Below are 21,167 nucleotides of genomic sequence, written 5' to 3'. Positions count from 1 at the left end.
TTTCGACAATTAATTTTAAAAGTTTAGGTCAATATATATTTAATCTTTTATTTCTTCAATAGTTTCTTTTTCCATATTTTTTTTGTTGAAAAAACGGAATTTTTTCTTTTTCTTTTTTTTAGGCGTTTCCGGCTGATAATTCGGACTGTCGGCAAGCAGGGCAAGCTGATTGTAAAGAATCAGTCCGAGCCAGGCATCTGTTGCCGCATATAAGATTTGGGAATGGTTCAGGGTATCTGCCGCCCAGTTTGAGCATTGAGCGCCCTTGCTGATTTTGTATCCCAGCAAGTTGGCGCTGATAGTCCGCAACCCTTGGGCTTTCATCCCTTTTTGGTTCGCAAGTTTCGCAAGGTCGACAAGCCCGTTGCTTTCTAACGGAAAAAGCCGCGCAAGGGAGCGGTAATCTTCGTGTATTGCCACTCCTGCTTTTATGATTTGTTCGTCGGATAAAAGTTCTGCCAATTTTTCGGTATTGCCGATATGTTTCAATTGAATGATATAAACTTTTTTATCTGTCGCAAGCTGGATGAGGGAGGGCAAGTGCATTGCGCCTTTGGTGAAACGGGGACGTGTTTCCGTGTCGAAACCCAGTACGGAATTTTTTTTCAATTCATTGACCGCAAGATCCAGTTCTTCGTCGGAGCGCACAAGAACGATTTCTCCCTCGTAACTGATTGCAGGCAAAAGGTTTATTTCTTCTTTTGTGAGAAGAAGTTTATTTTCATCAAAAAATTGTTGCGTATCCATCTTATTGGTTTCTTTTTAAGTTATTCCTGTATTCACGGACGGCTTTGTTATGGTCCTGCAAATTGGTTGAAAACACATGGCTTGCTCCGATACCTTTCGCCACAAAAAAGATATAATCGTGTTCCTGCGGTTCAAGGGCGGCTTTTATGGCTGAAAGGGAAGGGGAACAGATGGGGCTCGGCGGAAGTCCCGCGTGTTGGTATGTGTTGTAAGGGTTATCGGCATCCTGCAAATGTTTTGTCAGAAGCTGCCCGCGGTAATTTTCGCCCAGTCCGTAAATCACCGTGGGGTCAGCCTGTAAAATCATATTTTTTTTAAGCCTGTTTGTATAAACACCTGCAACAATAGGTCTTTCTTCTATGAGTTTTGTTTCTTTCTCTATAATGGAGGCTAAGGTTAAAAGCTCATTGAGTTTTTGCGGATTATGGAAAATGCTTTCATACTGTGCGTTATCCATAAGATCTTTTGTTTTTTCATAAAAGGTGTCTATAAGCCTATTAACGGCTGTGTAGGCAGTTTCTTTAGTCATTTCTTTCGGTTTGCGTAAAAAATATGTGGAGGGATAGAGGTAACCCTCCGCATTTTTGAAAGGGATATTTTTTTTCAGGAGAAATTCTTTATCATGAATGACTTCTTTGAAATCAGACGCTTTGCAATAGCCCTGTTCTTCAAGAATTCTGGCGGTTTCCCACCATGGCAAGCCTTCGCGGATGGTCAGCTTATATAAAATTCCGGAGCCTGTGGTGAGTTCGGATAAAATGGTTTTCGGCGTCCATGCGGGGCTTAATAAAAATGTTCCCGCTTGGATGTGGGTGGCTGCGTTTTTGAATTGGGCGTATAATTTGAATTTAACCGTATCATTGATAATATTATTGTCCGCAAGAATTTGACAAATCTGCTGCAATGAGCTTCCTTCAGGAATTTCTACAGCGAGAGCTTGGGCGTTTTCATCGGCAGGCGTGTTGATATAGGAATAGGAAAAATAGGCGATGGCTCCCAGTCCCAAGCATGAGGCAAGAAAGATGAAAATGAAGAAATTTCTGATTATTTTTAGCATGATATAGGTAATCCTTATTTGTTTCCTGAAAAATCCTGTCCGGACCGGTAGAGATTTTTTTTCGGGGCTGTTAAAAATGATTCCAAAATAAGCACTGCGGCTTCTTGGTCAACATGTTTTTTGATTTTTTTCGCATTCACTCCCATGGAACGCATATTTTCTTCCGCTTCAAAGCTGGAAAGCAGCTCCTCCATAAGATAAATGGGAAGCGGGTAGCGTCTTGCAAGGGAAGCCGCGAAATTTTTTACTTGGTTTGTCGTGATGCACGGACTTCCGTCTTCATGAAGCGGAAGCCCAAGAACAAGCGCTGTCGGTTTATGTTCGGCGATTATGTTTGAAAAATTTTCAAAAAAATTTTTTTTTACAGTTCTGTCAAGAGTGCAAAGAGGAAAAACAATTTGCGTTTCAAGATTGCAAATTGCCAGTCCCACACGTTTTACGCCGTAATCGATGGCTATTAATTTCCCTAAGCTATCCATGAGGTTAAAATACTGTAAAGCCTTGGGCTTGGCAAGATTTAACGCATGAATTTTTAAGGGTTCTGCGCAGAAATTGCTTTTTCATTTTTTTTAAAAACTCATCATTTTTAAAAACTCATCATTGCACCGACGCTTAGTATCAGCTCATGCTCTTCATCAATCATCGGGCTGTCTTTTATTTCGTCGCTCAAAAAGCTGTATTTCGCGTTAGCGAAAATATTCCAGCCGTTTTCCGTAAGCAGGCTTGCTTCCAAAGAAACATAAGGGGTAATGCTGTAATCCGCATGATAAGCCGCCAAACCGGAGCGCAGAGCTTCGGCACGGCTGATTCCGTAATAGTATTCCGTTCTGTCGCCGCTTAGGTAACTCAGTCCGGCTCCGGGGGTAATGGTGAATTCATTGATAAAAATGGGAAGCTTGTAAAATGCGTCAATGCCGAAACCGTCGGCATTTCCGAGGGCGTCCATAAAGGCTTTTGCTCCGATTGTGCCGTAGCGGTACCGTTTTACGAATTGTAAATAAACATCGGCTGCCATTTTGCGCTTGTCAAGGAAACTGAGTTTGTAGTCAGTGGTTTTGTCCGGGTTGAACATGGTGAAACCGGGCATTATGCCAAGAGTCAGCTCGTTTTCTTCCGTATCGTCCCGGTAAAGGTAAAAGCCGAGTTTCAATTCCCTGATAAAGAAATATTTCGATTCTATTTGTAAAGAAGGAAAGGGAATGTAATAATCATCATGTCCTTTGTAGGGAGAGCGTATCCAAACAAGACCGACTCCGCCGTCGGCGGCAAAACTTGGAACAATTGTTCCGAATATGAAAACAAAGCCAAGAATGAAGGCTATGCTGTTTTTGATATTTTTTTTCATGACGCGTTCCTTTTTATTTCGCATGATTTTTGTAATTTTTTTTGCAAAAATTGTACCTTTTCTATTCTATATCGTAAAATTATCGCATATTAATAGAGGCGGAAAACAGTTGTCAGAAAAAAAGCGGCAAAGGGAAATTTTTTCCGTTTGTTTTCCATAAAACTATTCTTTGACAATGTATCATAAACATATTAAAGTATTTTTCAATAATTTTATACTGGAGTATAGAATGGCTAAAATTCAAGCGATTAAAGGTTTTGCAGATTTATTCGCCGATGAAAGTCGCTTATTTGCTTTTTTGGAACAGAGCGCCCGCACTGTTTTTTTTCGTTATGGTTTTACGGAGCTGCGTACTCCTCTGATGGAATATACGGATTTGTTTTGCCGTTCCATCGGTACGGAAACCGATGTCGTGCAGAAAGAAATGTATACGTTTGCCGATAGCAAGGGGCGTTCCATGTCTTTGCGTCCTGAAGCAACGGCTGGCGTCATGCGTGCGTATGTGGAAAATAATGTCGGAGCGAAAGAAGGCGTAAGCAAGTTTTTCACCACAGGTCCGATGTTCCGCCATGAACGCCCGCAAAAAGGGCGTATGCGCCAATTCCATCAAATAAATTGCGAATGCATAGGGCCGAAAGAGCCGGAAGCGGACGCAGAAATGATCAGTATGCTTATGTATTTTTTAGCGTACATAGGTATCAGAAATATAACATTGCAGCTTAATTCCCTAGGCTGTCCGAATTGTCGCCCCGCATACAGGGATTTGTTGAAATCTTGGCTGAAAAGCTTGGATACGGATATATTGTGTGAGGATTGCAAAAGAAGAATGGAAACCAATCCTCTTCGAGTCCTTGACTGTAAAAATCCCCAGTGTCAGGAAACGACAAAAAACGCGCCGCTCATGCTTGACCATGCCTGCGAAGAATGCGCAAAACATTTTCAGGTTGTGAAAAATTGTCTTGATACGCAAAATATAGCGTATGAAATCAACCATAGGCTCGTGCGCGGACTTGATTATTACACGAGAACCGCTTTTGAGGTCGTATCCAATAATATCGGGGCACAAGGCTCCATTGCCGGCGGCGGGCGTTACGATGGGCTGGTGGAATCCATCGGAGGACCTTCCGTCGCAGGTATCGGTTTTGCCTGCGGCATGGAAAGGCTGGCGCTTTTGCTTGAAGCTCCTCAAGGGGAAAAACTTGATTTTTATATCGCCGCCCTTGATGATACGTGCAGGGAATATGCTTTTAAAGCTGCGCAGGAATTTCGGCGGGCAGAACTTCGCGGAGTAATGGGATTTGAATCAAGAAGCATAAAAAGCGCAATGCGCCAAGCTGATAAATCGGAAGCCCGTTTTGCCGTTTTGATCGGTTCTTCGGAATTGGAACAAAATAATCTTATGATAAAAAATATGGAAAACGGTTCTCAGGAGGCAGTGCCTTTTGAAAACGCGGTATCCTATATTAAAGAGGGAAAATAATGAGTCAGTCAGTTGAAAAACAAAATATGAATTTGCAAAAAGAACATGCGGTCTATATCAAACCTTTGGGTGATTGGAAACGCACGCACCATTGTGCTGAACTCACAGCGCAAAACGATGGGCAGGAGGTTTGCCTCATGGGGTGGGTGCAATATCGCCGTGACCATGGCGGACTTATTTTCGTTGATTTGCGTGACCGTGAGGGGTTGACGCAAGTTGTGTTCAGTCCCGAAATTGCTCCGGAAGCGCATGCGGACGCCCATATTGTCCGCAGTGAATATGTTCTTGCCATAAAAGGCAAGGTTCGCCATCGCCCTGACGGAATGGTGAATGCCGGCATGAAAACCGGTGAAATCGAAGTTGTCGTTCTTGACTGGAAACTTTTGAATACAGCCAAAACTCCGCCTTTCCCGGTTGAAGACAGAACCGATGCCGGTGAAAATCTACGCTTGCAATGGCGTTATTTGGATATTCGCCGTCCGCGTATGACCCAAAATCTGCGTTTGCGTCACCGTATCACCAATGCAGCCCGTAATTATTTGGATGAATTGGGCTTTTTGGAAGTCGAAACGCCTGTTTTGACAAAATCCACTCCGGAAGGCGCCCGCGATTTTCTTGTTCCGAGCCGGCTTAATCACGGAGAATTTTACGCTCTTCCCCAATCCCCGCAGCAATTTAAGCAAATGCTCATGATGAGCGGGCTTGACCGTTATTACCAAGTTGCGCGCTGTTTCCGTGACGAAGATTTGCGGGCGGACCGTCAGCCCGAATTTACGCAAATCGATATTGAAATGAGCTATGTTGCGGAAAATGATGTGATGACAATGGCTGAAGGCATGATGAAGCGTATTTTCAAAGAAGCTATGGATGTTGACATTCCCGTTCCTTTCCCTCGCATGTTTTATGATGATGCGATGCGTGATTACGGGGTGGATAAGCCGGATACCCGTTTTGACATGAAATTAAAAGATATCACGTCCATTGTGCGCGGTTCGGGTTTTAAGCTTTTTGCGACAGCGGAACTTGTTAAAGGTATGAAGGTTGTCGGCGGCGCAGCCATGACCCGTAAAGAAATTGAAGACCATACGGAATTTGTGAAAATTTACGGTGCTCAAGGCTTGGCATGGATTAAAGTTCATGAAAACGAATGGCAGTCTCCTATTACCAAGTTCTTTAGCGAAGAAGAAAAACAAGCGATCAAAGAAGCGCTGGATTTGCATGTTGGGGATATTGCGTTTTTCCAAGCAGGTGCCGCATCCATGGTTAATGCCGCTCTTGGTAATCTTCGTATCCGTTTGGGGCAGCAGCTTGGATTAATTCCGGAAAATTCATGGAATTTCCTCTGGGTTACGGATTTTCCGCTTTTTGAATACAGTGAGGAAGAAAAACGTTACGTAGCTTGCCACCATCCTTTTACGGCGGTCAGGGAAGATACGAAAGACCTTATGAAATCAGACCCTGCAAAGGCGAAAGCCCGTGCTTACGATATGGTTTTAAACGGTAATGAAATCGGCGGCGGTTCCATTCGTATCCATACTTCGGAAGACCAGTTCAATATGTTTGAGGCGCTTGGCTTTACAGACGAATCAGCGTATGCGCAGTTTGGCTATTTCATTAATGCGCTGGAATATGGCACGCCTCCTCATGGCGGTATTGCTTTTGGTTTGGACCGCATAGCGATGCTTTTGGCTGGAGCGGGTTCTATCCGTGATGTTATTGCGTTTCCTAAAACGCAAAAAGCAACCTGCCTTTTGACAAATGCGCCGGATGTTGTTGCGGCGGCACAGCTTCGCGATCTCGGGCTCCGTTTGCGTGAAGAAAACAAAAAGGCGGAGCAAGAGTAAATTATGTTAAGACCTGTTGTGCAATATCCGGATCCGCGTTTGGAAAAAGTTTCGGAGCCTGTCGGAGAAATCGACGACAGCGTGCGTGAACTTGCGCAAGATATGCTGGATACTTTAAAAACTGTCGGCGGTGTGGGTATCGCCGCTCCCCAAATAGGTGTTTTACGCCGGGTTGTCATTGTTGATGTCAGCTTATTGCGGTCCCATGATACGGATGAGGAAATTCCTCAGGATTTTCGGGTGGTTGTCAACCCTGTGATTACGGTTTTGGATCCGGCGAAGCATATTGAAAATGAAGGCTGTTTATCTGTTCCGGACTTTCGGGCTAAAGTCGCACGTCCGAAACGTGTGGCGATGGACGGCTTGGATTTGGATGGCAACCTTGTCCATTTTGAGGGCGAGGGGTATTTCGGGGCTTGTCTGCAGCATGAAACCGACCATTTGGACGGTAAACTTTTTGTGGATAGGATCAGTTATCTGAAACGTTCCATGTATGAAAAGAAAATGAAAAAGAAATAATGAGGAAGCCTGTTTTCATGACGGGGTTTTTGCCGTATGAAATTTCTTGCTTTTTTTATCATCGTTTTTCTCGTGATTTTTTATGGTAATTTTATGGGCTTTGCTGATTTTATAAGGCATAAGAAGACTAATTTTACCTATGAAAGAAATGACGCGGAATTGTTGAAACGTTTGCGGCTGCAAAAGCCTGCGGACTGGCAGGAAGAAAACGGGTGTATCGCCGAAATTCTGAAGCATCAGGAGCAAATCGAGAATGATGCCCTTTTGTTTGTCGGTGGTTTTTGCGATGGCTTTCATGCCTATTTGTACCGGGTTATTCCTGAATTTAAAAAGCGGCTTGCGGAAAATAATTTTGCTCTTGATGTCTTTTATCGTGAACATGATGATTTGCACGGTATGGAAGAACTGCTGACTGCATACCATAAGCAAGACAAAAAGATTTTTATTGTCGGACACAGCTGGGGGGCTTGTTCCGTATTTAAAACTTTTTGGCAGTATGCGGCTCTTCCTGTTGATTTGGTGATTAGTCTTGATCCCGTGGGGCTTGTTCGTCCGCACGGTCAGGCTGAACATATAAAAAAATGGGTAAATGTGTATTTGGATTATTCCGTCGCACCTTTCACGTTGGGCAATTGTGTGGCCCGTATCGGACAGCCTTTCGGCAAACGGGAAAATGCATCGGAAAATATTTTAACAACGTATGATCATCAGCAAGCGCAAAAAATGTTTTTTGAATATGCGTATGAAATGATCATTGCGTATTTGTAAAAGAGGAATATATGTACACACCAAGTAAAGACCATATTTTTATTGTGGCAAGAACATTGCTCATGCAAGTTGCGATTTTTATCGCTCTTATTGCGTCCATGTGGGGATTTCAAAAACTTTACGCCCTCACGGACCAAACCGTTTTTCCCGAATGTTATCAAGTAAGCTATTCGCCTGAAATGACAGAAGAAGAAAAAGGCGTGCAGCTTTTGGATGCTTTGGTGAACAGAATGCGGTATGAGCTTGATTCAACCTATGGCTGGTCGGCTAATGATATTATTTTTAATAAATGGGTGATGGATAACAGGGCATACCGCCAATTCGGAACATATGTCGCAACAAAAATGCTTCTTGACAATTATTCGACTGTTATCGCAAAACTCGGCAGCAGCGACAGAGAAAATGAAAATTTATACAAAGCCCGCTTGAACCAATTCGCTTTTGCCCCGCAGCGCTGGGGAATTTTCTTTATTCCGTCGGCGGAACAGGCATATAAAAAAGGTTTGAACTCCATCAAAAAATATCAAACGGATTTGCTGAATAAAAAAGCTGTTTATAATGCGAGAACCGATGATATTTATGAAGCGTTCAACGTTATTTTGGGAGAAACCGTTTTTGGATATGCCCTTGGTTTATTGCAAAATTCTCAAAATTTGTCTTTTTATGAGTTGGACAATAAAATCTATGAAGTGCAAGGTGTTATTCTTGTCGTGCGTGATTATTTGAATGCCTTGTATACCTTGTATCCTGAGATTGCGGCAAAAGGCAATGCTGAAAATTTTGCCCAAGCTATGAGTTTATTGGATAAAATCTGTACGTATGATCCGCTTTACATTACTTCGACCGTGAACTCCGGAGAACTTATTGTTTCCTATTTGCTCTTTGCCCGCAATAGGATTTCCGATATACGGGACAGTATTCGTATTTAGAAGACCTTTTTTATTGTGTGAAAAGCCCTTGGACAGCATGTGTTTCGGGGCTTTTTTTTATGGTTAATGGTGAAGAGTTGGATAAAGAGTCAAAAATTAAGTTGACAAGTTTGTAATTAAGGGGGATAAAGGAGTTTCCTGTTTGGGGTTTTTAGAGTTTTTTTATAGGAAGCTTTTTCTAGGAGCTTTTTTCGAGAAGTTTTTTTTGAGGGATTTCAAGGAATAAAGGGCATTTTGAAAAAATATTAAAAATTTTGAAAAAAAGTTCTTGACAGCGGGAATGAAATAGTGCATAAACGCACTTCGCGACTGAGAGAAATTTCAGAACGGTTCTTTGCCGGTCCGGCAGGGAGCGGAGAAATTCCGGGTTTGCAAACCGTGGAAGCGGTTTAGGGATACGGACTTTTGTTTTTGAGTTTTTCGGGGTTGTGCGGGCCGATACCATGCAGGTTGGCCGAAGAATGGTTCCGGCGGCGTAGGTCGGTTGGGACGGGTCATTGACAATTGAAGAGCGAAATGGAATAAAATAAAGAGCTTTGAGTTCAATTGTTTGAATTATTGTAATTCAGACGGAATCATATTTTTTAACTGGAGAGTTTGATTCTGGCTCAGATTGAACGCTGGCGGCGTGCCTTACACATGCAAGTCGAACGTGAAAGTACCTTCGGGTATGAGTAAAGTGGCGCACGGGTGAGTAACGCGTGGATAATCTACCGGGAAGTTCGGAATAACAGCTGGAAACGGTTGCTAATACCGGATACACTACATATAAACGTATGTGGGAAAGACGGCCTCTGCATATGCTGTTGCTTTCCGATGAGTCCGCGTACCATTAGCTAGTTGGTGGGGTAAAGGCCTACCAAGGCGACGATGGTTAACTGGTCTGAGAGGATGATCAGTCACACTGGAACTGGAACACGGTCCAGACTCCTACGGGAGGCAGCAGTGGGGAATATTGCGCAATGGGCGAAAGCCTGACGCAGCGACGCCGCGTGAGGGATGAAGGTCTTCGGATCGTAAACCTCTGTCAGCAGGGAAGAACGGTCACTGTGCTAATCAGCAGTGAATTGACGGTACCTGCAAAGGAAGCACCGGCTAACTCCGTGCCAGCAGCCGCGGTAATACGGAGGGTGCGAGCGTTAATCGGAATTACTGGGCGTAAAGCGCTCGTAGGCGGTATGTCAAGTCAAGGGTGAAATCCCCGCGCTCAACGTGGGAACTGCCTTTGAAACTGGCAAACTGGAGTGTGTGAGAGGATAGTGGAATTCCAGGTGTAGGAGTGAAATCCGTAGATATCTGGAGGAACATCAGTGGCGAAGGCGACTATCTGGCACATAACTGACGCTGAGGAGCGAAAGCGTGGGTAGCAAACAGGATTAGATACCCTGGTAGTCCACGCTGTAAACGATGGATACTAGGTGCAGGGGAGTATTTTTCTGTGCCGTAGCTAACGCGTTAAGTATCCCGCCTGGGGAGTACGGTCGCAAGGCTGAAACTCAAAGAAATTGACGGGGGCCCGCACAAGCGGTGGAGTATGTGGTTTAATTCGATGCAACGCGAAGAACCTTACCCAGGCTTGACATCTAGGGAACCTAACAGAGATGTTGGGGTGCTCTTCGGAGAACCCTAAGACAGGTGCTGCATGGCTGTCGTCAGCTCGTGCCGTGAGGTGTTGGGTTAAGTCCCGCAACGAGCGCAACCCCTGTCCTTAGTTGCCAGCAGGTGAAGCTGGGCACTCTAGGGAGACCGCTTCGGTTAACGGAGAGGAAGGTGGGGACGACGTCAAGTCATCATGGCCCTTACGCCTGGGGCTACACACGTACTACAATGGTGCATACAAAGGGTTGCGAAACCGCGAGGTCAGGCTAATCCCAAAAAATGCATCTCAGTTCGGATTGGAGTCTGCAACTCGACTCCATGAAGTCGGAATCGCTAGTAATTCCAGATCAGCATGCTGGGGTGAATGCGTTCCCGGGCCTTGTACACACCGCCCGTCACACCACGAAAGTTGGTTTTACCCGAAGCCGATGAGCTAACAGCAATGAGGCAATCGTCTACGGTAGGCCCGATGATTGGGGTGAAGTCGTAACAAGGTAGCCGTAGGGGAACCTGCGGCTGGATCACCTCCTTTAAGAGCATTCCATTCGTTCTTCAATTACGATACGCAAGGGTATCTTTGCGGATTGTATGAAACCTTACAGAACAGACCACACGTGAAAGCTGTAGGGTGCTTTAGCAAGGGCAAGTTATTTTGTCATTCAAGATAATTTGTAGGTTAAGGCAAGCTTTTGTGAAGCTGTTTTTGTTTTAGACAAGGAAGTTGAGTTTATCTCGAGGGAGTGTATCAAGACATACATGACCGAGAGAGAAACGAGACTGACGCGGTATAAGACAAAAAAAGCGAGCAAAAAAGGGCCTGTAGCTCAGGTGGTTAGAGCGCACGCCTGATAAGCGTGAGGTCGAAAGTTCAAGTCTTTCCAGGCCCACCACAAATCGGGGGCGTAGCTCAGCTGGGAGAGCATCTGCTTTGCACGCAGAGGGTCGGGGGTTCGATTCCCTTCGCCTCCACCATTGAAACAAGTTTGGCAGAAGGAATAAGTAGCCTTATTATTTTTATCCGAATTTGTTTCGGCAGTAACGCAAGTTACGGTTCTTTGACAATTGAACAGAAAAAGAAGAAGACAAGTTTTTTTGAGACAAGTTATTAAGAGCAACGGGCGGATGCCTTGGCGCTGGAAGGCGATGAAAGACGTGATAAGCTGCGATAAGCGTCGGTGAGGAGCTAAATATCCATTGACCCGGCGATTTCTGAATGGGGAAACCCAGCCGGAGTAATGTCCGGCTGCCGCAACATGAATGAATAGTGTTGCAGGAGCTAACCTAGGGAAGTGAAACATCTCAGTACCTAGAGGAAAAGAAATCAAACGAGACTCCCAAAGTAGCGGCGAGCGAAATGGGAAGAGGCCAAACCTGTAGGATTCGTCCTATGGGGGTTGTAGGGCTGACAGAGGCAATCATTGAGTAGGTAGAAGAAGCTGGCTGGAAAGCCACACCATAGGGGGTGAAAGTCCCGTATTTGAAGCCGAAAGGGGTGCAGTCAGTCCCTGAGTACTGCGAGGCACGTGAAACCTCGTGGGAATCAAGGAGGACCATCTTCTAAGCCTAAGTACTAACCAGCGACCGATAGTGAACCAGTACCGTGAGGGAAAGGTGAAAAGAACTCCAGTAAGGAGAGTGAAATAGAATCTGAAACCTGTTGCTTACAAGCTCTGGGAGCAATTTTACGATTGTGACCAGGTGCCTTTTGCATAATGAGTCAGCGAGTTAATCTGTACAGCGAGGTTAAGCGTAAGCGGAGCCGTAGGGAAACCGAGTCTGATAAGGGCGGATGAGTTGTGCGGATTAGACCCGAAACCGGGTGATCTATCCATGAGCAGGTTGAAGCAAGGGTAAAGCCTTGTGGAGGACCGAACAGTCAACGGCTGAAAACGTTTCTGATGACTTGTGGATAGGGGTGAAAGGCCAATCAAACCCGGTGATAGCTGGTTCTCCCCGAAATATATTGAGGTATAGCCTCAAGGATTTTCTAACGGAGGTAAAGCACTGAAAAGGCTAGGGGTCCTACCAGATTACCAAACCTTATCAAACTCAGAATACCGTATAGAATTACCTTGGGAGTCAGACAGCGGGTGCTAAGGTCCGTTGTCGAGAGGGTAAGAGCCCAGATCAACAGCTAAGGTCTCCAAATACATACTCAGTGGTCAAGGTGGTGGGGTTGTTCAGACAGCCAGGACGTTGGCTTAGAAGCAGCCATCGTTTAAAGAAAGCGTAATAGCTCACTGGTCTAATGACTCTGCGCCGAAAATGTAACGGGGCTAAGTATGTTACCGAAGCTTTGAATTGCACGCAAGTGTTCTGGTAGGGGAGCGTTCTCTGACAGGCTGAAGGTGTGCCGTAAGGCATGCTGGACGAGAGAGAAGTGATTATGCTGACATGAGTAACGATAAAATAGGTGAAAAACCTATTCGCCGAAAACCCAAGGTTTTCCGGGTAAAGTTAATCTTCCCGGAGTTAGTCGGCCCCTAAGGCGAGAGCGAGAGCTGTAGCTGATGGGAAACGGGTTAATATTCCCGTACTTTTATGATTGTGCGATGGAGGGACGCAGAAAGATAGGCTATCCGGCTGTTGGATGCCGGTGCAAGTGTGTAGGAGCAGGATACAGGCAAATCCGTATCCCGGGTCTGAGACACGAGTCCGTGAGCGTATGCTCTGAAGTAGTTGAGTCTATGCTGCCAAGAAAATCTCCTAAGTTTAGGTCATAGAAACCGTACTGCAAACCAACTCAGGTGGGTGGGATGAATAATCCAAGGCGCTCGAGAGAATTCTGGCCAAGGAACTCGGCAAAATAACCCCGTAACTTCGGAAGAAGGGGTGCTCTTTATTGTGTAGTTTTTTTCTGACGAAGCATTGAAGAGCCGCAGTGAATTGGTGGTGGCGACTGTTTACTAAAAACATAGGTCTGTGCGAAGTCGCAAGACGATGTATACGGACTGACGCCTGCCCGGTGCTGGAAGGTTAAAAGGAGGGGTCAGCGCAAGCGAAGCTCCGAATTGAAGCCCCAGTAAACGGCGGCCGTAACTATAACGGTCCTAAGGTAGCGAAATTCCTTGTCGGGTAAGTTCCGACCTGCACGAATGGCGTAACGATCTCCACACTGTCTCGGCCAGAAACTCGGTGAAATTGAAGTCGCGGTGAAAATGCCGTGTACCCGCAGAAAGACGGAAAGACCCTGTGCACCTTTACTATAGCTTGACATTGGATTTTGGGCCTACATGTGTAGGATAGGTGGGAGACATTGAAGTATGTACGCCAGTATGTATGGAGTCATCCTTGAAATACCACCCTTGTATGTCTAAGGTCCTAACGTGATGCCGTGATCCGGCTCACAGACAGTGTCTGGTGGGTAGTTTGACTGGGGCGGTCGCCTCCTAAAGAGTAACGGAGGCATACAAAGGTTCCCTCAGGCTGTTTGGAAATCAGCCGTCGAGTGCAAACGCATAAGGGAGCTTGACTGTAAGAGAGACATCTCGAACAGATACGAAAGTAGGTGTTAGTGATCCGGTGGTCCCGTATGGAAGGGCCATCGCTCATTGGATAAAAGGTACGCCGGGGATAACAGGCTGATCGCATCCAAGAGTTCATATCGACGATGCGGTTTGGCACCTCGATGTCGGCTCATCACATCCTGGGGCTGAAGCAGGTCCCAAGGGTACGGCTGTTCGCCGTTTAAAGTGGTACGCGAGCTGGGTTTAAAACGTCGTGAGACAGTTTGGTCCCTATCTTCTGTGGGCGTAGGAAAATTGAAAGGGCCTGTTCCTAGTACGAGAGGACCGGAATGGACGCACCCCTGGTGGACCTGTTGTCGTGCCAACGGCACAGCAGGGTAGCTATGTGCGGAAGGGATAACCGCTGAAAGCATCTAAGCGGGAAGCCTGCCTTAAGATAAGTTTTCCCTGAAGGACCGATGCAGACTACATCGTTGATAGGCCGGAGGTGTAAGCATAGCGATATGTTCAGCTGACCGGTACTAATAGTCCGTTCGTCTTGTTTCTCAAAAACTTTTCTTCTTTTTCTGTCAATTATATATTTTGCTCGCCGCACGGCTTGAGCATCAAATTTGGTTTAGTGTCCATAGAGAAGAGGGTATACCCGACCCCATTCCGAACTCGGAAGTCAAGCTCTTCTTCGCCGATGATACTGCAGTCTTTATTGTGGGAAAGTAGGACGACGCTAAACCTTTTTTTATTTAATTCCTTTCATCCCCCAACCGCCTGCATAAAAAAGCAGGCGGCTTTAAAATTGTGTGACATGTAAAGCAACTGTATAAAACAGTTGCTTTGCCAAACCCTATCCCCAAACAGCCCTTCATAAACAAATGAAAGGGCTGCTTGGAGATAGGGGTGGTTTGTAAGTTGATACGTTTTTCTCACCTGTATTTCTTGCTTTTGGGGGGAGCAATTAAGACGTGTTTCTAAATTTATTTATTTAGTTAGTTCTGTTGGGTCACATTGACCTAGCAGAGCTTTATATTTTTATTCTTTCTTTGAGCCAGTCAAGAAAACTTTCTTTTTCATAGATGACATTACATCAAAAGCTTCTGCAATGTTATCGATTACTATAATAGTCGTTTTATATTATAGATAAATGACAGCTTTCATCTGAAATAGCTTATCATTAATTCGTTTTTTGGTTTTTATTTTAATATGTTACCATATGTATTATGCCTATTTCTATTATATTGATTTATATGCGTAATTTTTTTGCATGTTCTATGCTTATGTAAGTAATATGAGAATTGGAAAAATTGCTTTTTTTGATGTTTTTGTTTGCCGTAATTGCAATATGCTATTGGTATCAGAGGGGCAGAGAAATTAAAACAGTTTTACTTTTGAATTGGTATTACAAAAAAAGAAGCAACTGTAAAAACAGTTGCTTTTCGGATAACGAAATTGAAATCGTTAGAGCCTTACTCGGAATTTCTCGATTATTATAGTTACCTTTCCAATTTAGACATAATAAATAAGAATTCCTTGTTATTTTTTATAGAATATTGTATAAAAAGTCAAGTGTTAAATTTTGTGAGGAATTTATGAGAAGACGCGTCTTTGGTTTTGATTTGGGGATAGCTTCCATTGGTTGGGCAGTCGTTGATTTTGATAATGAATATTATGATATGGAAACTGGCGAAATTTTGGCAGACAAAGCAAAAGGCAGCGTTGAAATTGCTCAGGGAAAGATTATTGACTGCGGGGTACGGTGTTTTCCGGTTGCGGAAAATCCTAAAGATGGCAGTTCGCTGGCGGCTGCAAGGCGTGAAAAGCGTTTGGCTCGCAGGGCATGCAGGCGTAAGGCAAGACGCAAAGAAGGCTTGCGTGGATTATTTGTCGCAAAGGGTTTGGTTGCTAATTCTGAAGAGTTTACGGAAGAAATATGCAAAAATCAGTTTGGCGGCGATGTTTGGGATTTAAGGGTAAAAGCTTTGCATGAAAAGCTTTCAAAGGAAGAACTGCTCCGTGTTTTATACCATTTGGCGAAGCACCGCGGTTTTAAATCGGCTCGTAAAGCTCAAGAGGAAAAAGATAAGGATAGCGGCAAGGTTTTGTCTGCTATCCGTGTGAATATGGCATTAAAAGAAGAGGGTAAAAGTTTAGCTCAAATTATAGTTGAAAAAGCAGGTGTGAATGGCAAAAAGCGTAATTTCACAGTATCAGTAAAAAAAGGAAAAAATGAAAAAGAAGTTGAAGCTGATTATAGAAATTCCATTCCTCGCAGTGAGGTTTTAGCAGAATTGAATATGATTTTCGCAACGCAAAAAGAATATGGAATTTTTACGCAGGAGTTATATGATGATTTCATGAGAATTGCTTTTCGCCAGCGTGGGATTAAAAGCGTTGGCGATATGGTTGGCAGGTGTACTTTTGAAAAAGACGAAAAAAGAGCTCCGAAAGAAGCGCCTACTGCTGAATTTTTTGTAGCATGGAGCAAAATCAACAATCTTGTTGTGTATGAAGATGATAAAAAGCGGTTTTTAACTGCGGAAGAACGGCAGCTTTTATTTGAGTTATTGAAAAAAACGAAAGAAATAAAGTATAAGGTTATTTCTGCAAAGATATTTAAGGATAAGAATATACAGTTTGCTTGCTTAAAGTATGGTTCGAAATCAAAAATAGATGATAACGGGGAGGAAAAACAAGCAGCCCCTGAAAATGCTGTTTTTTATAGCATGAAAGGCTGGCATAAGCTGCAATCGGCATTTAAGGCATTACCTCATATTTTTGATGATATTGAAAAACTGGATAAGGCTGTTACAATTATTGCAGAGGAAAAAGAAGATAGAGAGATTCAAGAAAAACTTGAAAATTTGGGTTATTCACAAGAAATAATAGCGCAGTTTTTGACGCTGACTTTTGATACGTTTATTAATTTGTCTTTGAAAGCCTTGTATAAAATAAATCCTTATCTTGAAAAAGGAGAAAAATACGATAAGGCTTGTGCAAGCGCAGGGTATGATTTTAAAGAAATTTCGGAAAAATTGGTTGAGAAAAAAGGAAAGCTTCTTCCAGTAATAGATAAAGATAAACAGACAAAAGTGCCGGTCGTCAACAGAACGGTAGCTCAATTCAGAAAGGTCTATAACGCCTTGGCTCGAAAATATGGAACGCCTGACCAAATCAACCTTGAAACAGGCAGGGAATTGAAGAAAAGTTTTGAAGAACGCAGGGAAATCAGTAAACGGCAAGAAGAAAATAGGAATAAAAATCAAAGCGCGGTAACACAAATTGAAGAAAAAGGCTATAAAGCAACCGGAACAAATATATTAAAATGGCTTTTGTATCTTGAACAAGACTGTAAATGCATATACAGCGGAAAGCCTATGGATATTAACCGCTTATTTGAAGTCGGTTATGTCGAAATCGATCATATTTTGCCGTATTCACGCAGTTTTGACAATTCGTACAGCAACAAAGTTTTGGTTCTGTCCACTGAAAACCAAGAGAAGGGCAACAGGACGCCTTTTGAGCATATCGGAAAGAATAATGCTGGGAGCGAAAAATGGATGGAATTTATCGGACGGGTGTCAAGTCATGTGAATTTGCATAGAAGCAAAAAAGAAAAACTTTTGAATGAAACATTCAACGAAAAAGAACTGGAATTTAGGGAAAGAAATGCTAATGACAACAGTTACATAGCCTTGTATATGAAACGATATTTAGAGGACGGCATCGATTTCAGCGAAAGTTTGCATACGAATATAAAAAACAAAGTGCAAGTCCGAAGCGGCAACGTAACGGCATTTTTGCGTCACCAATGGGGATTGGAAAAAAATCGGACAGAAAGTGACAAGCACCATGCACAGGATGCGATAGTGATAGCTTGTGCAACGCAGTCAATGGTGCAGGCATTATCAAAAATATCCCGAAAAGAGGGATTGGTGCATAGGGAGCATGTGCATAAAAAATATGTTATGGCTAAACCATGGGGCAATTTCAGGGAAGATGTGCTTATTGCTTTGGATAAGGTTTTCGTATCCCGTCCGCCGCGCAAAAAGGCGACAGGCGGACTTCATGGGGAAACAATTTATACTTTGAATGAAAAGAAAAAACAGTTTGAGGCAAAAAATGTGAAGTCCGGTTTTTATGTTCGCGGGGGCATTGCAGGAAATAGTGACATGCTTCGTACAGATGTTTTTTGTAAGAAAAATAAAAAAGGTAAAAATGAATTTTATCTTGTGCCAATTTATAAGAGCGACTTAGGTAAGAATTTGCCTAATAAAGCCATTGTTGCGGGTAAGGGTGAAGATGAGTGGATTGTCGTTGATGAAAGTTTTACTTTCATATTTTCATTGTTCATGGACGATTTGGTAAAAGTACAGAAAGGCGAAACAATTTATTTTGGGTATTATAAAGGCTCTGATAGGTCAACAGCAGCTATAACAATAGAAGCTCATGACAGATGTTGGAAGCAAAGAAGTATCGGAGTAAAATCACAAGATGCAATCATTAAATATCAAGTTGGTTTGCTTGGTGATTATGTGGAAATCAAAGAAGAAAAACGTTTATTTTTAACATCTACTAAGAAAAGAATTTAATATGTCTTGGCGGATATTGCAGATAACAAAGCCCTGTACGTTGAAAATTAAAAATAAACAGCTTTTATATGTTCCGCAGGAAGAAGAGGAAATTTCTTTTCCTTTGGAAGATATCAGTGTGCTTATTTTGGAAAACAGGCAGATAACCGTGCATAATATATTGCTGGCAGAGTTGGCAAAGCATGGTATTTGCCTTTTTTCGTGTGATGAGAGTCATATGCCTTGTGGAGCGTATTTTCCTTTTTTATCTTATTATCAAAGTTCACATATGGCGAAACTGCAAATAGAAATGCGGAAGCCATTGCAAAATAGGCTGTGGCAGGAACTTGTCCGGGTAAAAATTCAAAATCAGGCTCTGTGTTTGAAAATATTGCAAAGGCAAGGTGTTGAAAAATTATTTGCTTACAGCAAAAAAGTGGTTTCAGGCGATAAAGGAAATATTGAGGCTGCGGCTGCGAATCATTATTTTAAAATGCTTTTTTCGTCTTTTTCACGGAAAAATGACGAGGATTTGAGAAATGTATTTTTAAATTACGGCTATGCAATTCTTCGTGCCTGCATCGCACGTTCCTTGGTGGGAGTTGGTTTGCTGCCTTGCTTTGGACTTCATCATGCAAATATGTTTAATGCCTATAATTTAGCAGATGATATTATCGAGCCGTATCGTCCTTTTGTGGATTTCAGCGTTTATACACTTTTTCAGGAAAATAGCATTGAAAATATCAATACGCAGTATAAAAATCAATTGGTGCGAGTATTGACTAAACAGATAATGATAGAAGAATCGGAAGTCACTGTATTGAAAGCGATTGAATATACCTGTCAAAGTCTGGCAAAATCAATAAAATTGAAAAAGAACGTTTTAGTTTTGCCGTATTTTTTGGAATAAGGTTTGTATATGGCAGTAAAAGGAGAACGTTATATGCGTGTAATTGTTTTTTTTGATCTGCCGACAGTGACGAAAAAAGATAAGAAAATTGCAGCTGAATTTAGAAAATTTTTATTGCAAGACGGATATTATATGTTGCAATGGTCGGTATATTCACGGGTTTGCAAGGGCATGGCGGAAGTGGAAACCCATAGCAACAGGTTGCGTGCCGTTTTGCCCGATACCGGAAGTATTCGCCTTTTAACTGTGACAGAAAAACAATATGCAAGCATGGAAATTTTAGTCGGAACTGTTAAAAAAGGAGAAAAAACAGGAGCTATTCAATTGCTTTTGTTATAGTTTTTTAATAAAAAATAAGATAATTACTTATTAATTCAAGTAATTATCTTATTCGATTTTAGCATGTCTAAATTGGAAAGGCAACTATAACATGAATAACTTTATTGAAAGTATTTTTGATATTTTAGCATGTCTAAATTGGAAAGGCAACTATAACTCGGTTTGACACACGTAGGAACATGTACATATTTTAGCATGTCTAAATTGGAAAGGCAACTATAACAATATTCCACGCAACATGTCAACATGCCAGATTTTAGCATGTCTAAATTGGAAAGGCAACTATAACGAGTATTATGCAAATAATGCTGAACATCCAATTTTAGCATGTCTAAATTGGAAAGGCAACTATAACTGCACAGGCTTTTCAAAAACACACAAGCCTATTTTAGCATGTCTAAATTGGAAAGGCAACTATAACATAGTAGGGTTTGCATTTTCAAAGCCTGCTATTTTAGCATGTCTAAATTGGAAAGGCAACTATAACCTTGGTGCAGAATTTATGCGCTCAAAAGTTATTTTAGCATGTCTAAATTGGAAAGGCAACTATAACATGAAAGGCGTATATTATCATGCAGGCGGGATTTTAGCATGTCTAAATTGGAAAGGCAACTATAACGGTGTAGTTGGTGGATTGATTGGAGGAGTAATTTTAGCATGTCTAAATTGGAAAGGCAACTATAACACAGGGAAGCCCTTGATGCGGCTGTTGACGATTTTAGCATGTCTAAATTGGAAAGGCAACTATAACGTACGGAGCAGTCTTCTTCATTTCCCGCAAATTTTAGCATGTCTAAATTGGAAAGGCAACTATAACTCATCTGCTTTTTCAAAGCTTTGCGTTTTTATTTTAGCATGTCTAAATTGGAAAGGCAACTATAACTATCAGAGCGACCAATATTTTAATTGGCAGATTTTAGCATGTCTAAATTGGAAAGGCAACTATAACCGCTGAAAACCAAGCTGATAACGGTAATTGATTTTAGCATGTCTAAATTGGAAAGGCAACTATAACATGCTCATGCCCAAGCGTATATCCTTACGGATTTTAGCATGTCTAAATTGGAAAGGCAACTATAACGCAACCTGAATAATGTTGCCAATAACCCGCATTTTAGCATGTCTAAATTGGAAAGGCAACTATAACGTTACACATCCTCTAGTGTAATTGTCACAGATTTTAGCATGTCTAAATTGGAAAGGCAACTATAACCCGTGGAATGATGTTACACCCATGCCCACCATTTTAGCATGTCTAAATTGGAAAGGCAACTATAACCACCGAGAAGAAAATGCCTCATGTGTTCGGATTTTAGCATGTCTAAATTGGAAAGGCAACTATAACCCAAAGCCATAGACGTTTTAACCGCAAAAAATTTTAGCATGTCTAAATTGGAAAGGCAACTATAACGGATTGAAACATGGCATTAATCAGTATTAGATTTTAGCATGTCTAAATTGGAAAGGCAACTATAACAATGCAGGTGATATTTTAATTAATGGTGAAATTTTAGCATGTCTAAATTGGAAAGGCAACTATAACGATGAGCTATATAAATAGCTCTTTCCTGAATTTTAGCATGTCTAAATTGGAAAGGCAA

Annotated in this window: 12 protein-coding genes, 2 tRNA genes, 3 rRNA genes and 1 CRISPR repeat array (1 of these 18 only partly in view); of the genes, 13 read left to right on the top strand and 4 right to left on the bottom strand. The window is 42.5% G+C overall.

The features are described 5' to 3' along the window. Positions 1-39: 39 nt before the first annotated feature. The 4 genes from JBF11_RS04375 to JBF11_RS04360 all read right to left on the bottom strand — a co-directional run bounded on the left by JBF11_RS04375 (position 40) and on the right by JBF11_RS04360 (position 3,149). Positions 40-747: a 3'-5' exonuclease gene (locus tag JBF11_RS04375; RefSeq protein ID WP_334316159.1), complete on the bottom strand. Its 708-nt coding sequence runs from the start codon at positions 745-747 to the stop codon at positions 40-42. 1 nt (position 748) lies between these two features. After that, positions 749-1,804: an endolytic transglycosylase MltG gene (gene mltG / locus JBF11_RS04370; protein WP_334316158.1), complete on the bottom strand. Its 1,056-nt coding sequence runs from the start codon at positions 1,802-1,804 to the stop codon at positions 749-751. Positions 1,805-1,818: 14 nt separating this feature from the next. After that, on the bottom strand, positions 1,819-2,283 hold the full coding sequence (ruvX, locus tag JBF11_RS04365) for a Holliday junction resolvase RuvX (RefSeq protein ID WP_334316157.1): 465 nt from the start codon (positions 2,281-2,283) through the stop codon (positions 1,819-1,821). A gap of 107 nt (positions 2,284-2,390) precedes the next feature. Further along, entirely contained in the window at positions 2,391-3,149 is a 759-nt protein-coding gene (locus JBF11_RS04360) for a MipA/OmpV family protein (protein ID WP_334316156.1), read from the bottom strand. 229 nt (positions 3,150-3,378) lie between these two features. On the opposite strand from JBF11_RS04360, the gene hisS reads away from it, so the two are divergent. The 13 genes from hisS (at position 3,379) to cas2 (ending at position 19,566) form a co-directional block, all read left to right on the top strand. Next, positions 3,379-4,629 (top strand): histidine--tRNA ligase, encoded by a 1,251-nt coding sequence (gene hisS, locus JBF11_RS04355; protein ID WP_334316155.1) that lies wholly within the window; start codon positions 3,379-3,381, stop codon positions 4,627-4,629. Between the two features lie 26 nt (positions 4,630-4,655). Further along, entirely contained in the window at positions 4,656-6,473 is a 1,818-nt protein-coding gene (aspS, locus tag JBF11_RS04350; protein ID WP_417168632.1) for an aspartate--tRNA ligase, read from the top strand. A 3-nt stretch (positions 6,474-6,476) separates the two neighbouring features. Next, entirely contained in the window at positions 6,477-6,992 is a 516-nt protein-coding gene (gene def / locus JBF11_RS04345) for a peptide deformylase (protein WP_334316153.1), read from the top strand. A gap of 36 nt (positions 6,993-7,028) precedes the next feature. After that, positions 7,029-7,760, top strand: a complete 732-nt coding sequence (locus tag JBF11_RS04340) for a hypothetical protein (RefSeq protein WP_334316152.1) — start codon at positions 7,029-7,031, stop codon at positions 7,758-7,760. Between the two features lie 11 nt (positions 7,761-7,771). Beyond that, positions 7,772-8,689 (top strand): DUF2333 family protein, encoded by a 918-nt coding sequence (locus JBF11_RS04335; protein ID WP_334316151.1) that lies wholly within the window; start codon positions 7,772-7,774, stop codon positions 8,687-8,689. A gap of 585 nt (positions 8,690-9,274) precedes the next feature. After that, positions 9,275-10,820, top strand: a 16S ribosomal RNA gene (locus JBF11_RS04330). Positions 10,821-11,101: 281 nt separating this feature from the next. Then, positions 11,102-11,178 (top strand) — tRNA-Ile (locus tag JBF11_RS04325). A gap of 6 nt (positions 11,179-11,184) precedes the next feature. Beyond that, positions 11,185-11,260: transfer RNA gene (locus JBF11_RS04320), tRNA-Ala, on the top strand. Positions 11,261-11,383: 123 nt separating this feature from the next. Further along, positions 11,384-14,301: ribosomal RNA gene (locus JBF11_RS04315) — 23S ribosomal RNA — on the top strand. Positions 14,302-14,370: 69 nt separating this feature from the next. Continuing rightward, positions 14,371-14,485, top strand: a 5S ribosomal RNA gene (gene rrf / locus JBF11_RS04310). The 16S, 23S and 5S rRNA genes sit together here with 2 tRNA genes alongside, the layout of an rRNA operon. Before the next feature lie 853 nt (positions 14,486-15,338). Then, the gene (gene cas9 / locus JBF11_RS04305) at positions 15,339-18,338 is read left to right on the top strand and encodes a type II CRISPR RNA-guided endonuclease Cas9 (protein ID WP_334316150.1); all 3,000 of its coding nucleotides are present in this window, start codon (positions 15,339-15,341) and stop codon (positions 18,336-18,338) included. A 1-nt stretch (position 18,339) separates the two neighbouring features. Next, positions 18,340-19,227 carry a type II CRISPR-associated endonuclease Cas1 gene (cas1, locus tag JBF11_RS04300; RefSeq protein ID WP_334316149.1) on the top strand — a complete coding sequence of 296 codons (888 nt, stop codon included), beginning with the start codon at positions 18,340-18,342 and terminating at the stop codon, positions 19,225-19,227. A 33-nt stretch (positions 19,228-19,260) separates the two neighbouring features. Then, positions 19,261-19,566, top strand: coding sequence for a CRISPR-associated endonuclease Cas2 (cas2, locus tag JBF11_RS04295; protein ID WP_334316148.1), 306 nt, complete (start codon positions 19,261-19,263; stop codon positions 19,564-19,566). Between the two features lie 55 nt (positions 19,567-19,621). Further along, a CRISPR array of direct repeats spans positions 19,622-21,167; the repeat unit is 36 nt; unit sequence ATTTTAGCATGTCTAAATTGGAAAGGCAACTATAAC (it continues 7 nt past the right edge of the window).

Source organism: Taurinivorans muris, from assembly GCF_025232395.1.
In the GTDB taxonomy this organism is placed as follows: Bacteria; Desulfobacterota; Desulfovibrionia; order Desulfovibrionales; family Desulfovibrionaceae; genus Taurinivorans; species Taurinivorans muris.
The sequence above is the reverse complement of the archived record's forward strand: the minus strand, read 5'-3'. Positions and strand labels throughout refer to the sequence as shown.

What these genes read in the sequence shown, in the direction of transcription:
- JBF11_RS04375 (WP_334316159.1), bottom strand. Translation starts at nt 747, where the DNA reads ATGGATACGCAACAATTTTTTGATGAAAATAAACTTCTTCTCACAAAA.
- mltG (WP_334316158.1), bottom strand. Translation starts at nt 1,804, where the DNA reads ATGCTAAAAATAATCAGAAATTTCTTCATTTTCATCTTTCTTGCCTCA.
- ruvX (WP_334316157.1), bottom strand. Translation starts at nt 2,283, where the DNA reads ATGGATAGCTTAGGGAAATTAATAGCCATCGATTACGGCGTAAAACGT.
- JBF11_RS04360 (WP_334316156.1), bottom strand. Translation starts at nt 3,149, where the DNA reads ATGAAAAAAAATATCAAAAACAGCATAGCCTTCATTCTTGGCTTTGTT.
- hisS (WP_334316155.1), top strand. Translation starts at nt 3,379, where the DNA reads ATGGCTAAAATTCAAGCGATTAAAGGTTTTGCAGATTTATTCGCCGAT.
- aspS (WP_417168632.1), top strand. Translation starts at nt 4,656, where the DNA reads ATGAATTTGCAAAAAGAACATGCGGTCTATATCAAACCTTTGGGTGAT.
- def (WP_334316153.1), top strand. Translation starts at nt 6,477, where the DNA reads ATGTTAAGACCTGTTGTGCAATATCCGGATCCGCGTTTGGAAAAAGTT.
- JBF11_RS04340 (WP_334316152.1), top strand. Translation starts at nt 7,029, where the DNA reads ATGAAATTTCTTGCTTTTTTTATCATCGTTTTTCTCGTGATTTTTTAT.
- JBF11_RS04335 (WP_334316151.1), top strand. Translation starts at nt 7,772, where the DNA reads ATGTACACACCAAGTAAAGACCATATTTTTATTGTGGCAAGAACATTG.
- cas9 (WP_334316150.1), top strand. Translation starts at nt 15,339, where the DNA reads ATGAGAAGACGCGTCTTTGGTTTTGATTTGGGGATAGCTTCCATTGGT.
- cas1 (WP_334316149.1), top strand. Translation starts at nt 18,340, where the DNA reads ATGTCTTGGCGGATATTGCAGATAACAAAGCCCTGTACGTTGAAAATT.
- cas2 (WP_334316148.1), top strand. Translation starts at nt 19,261, where the DNA reads ATGCGTGTAATTGTTTTTTTTGATCTGCCGACAGTGACGAAAAAAGAT.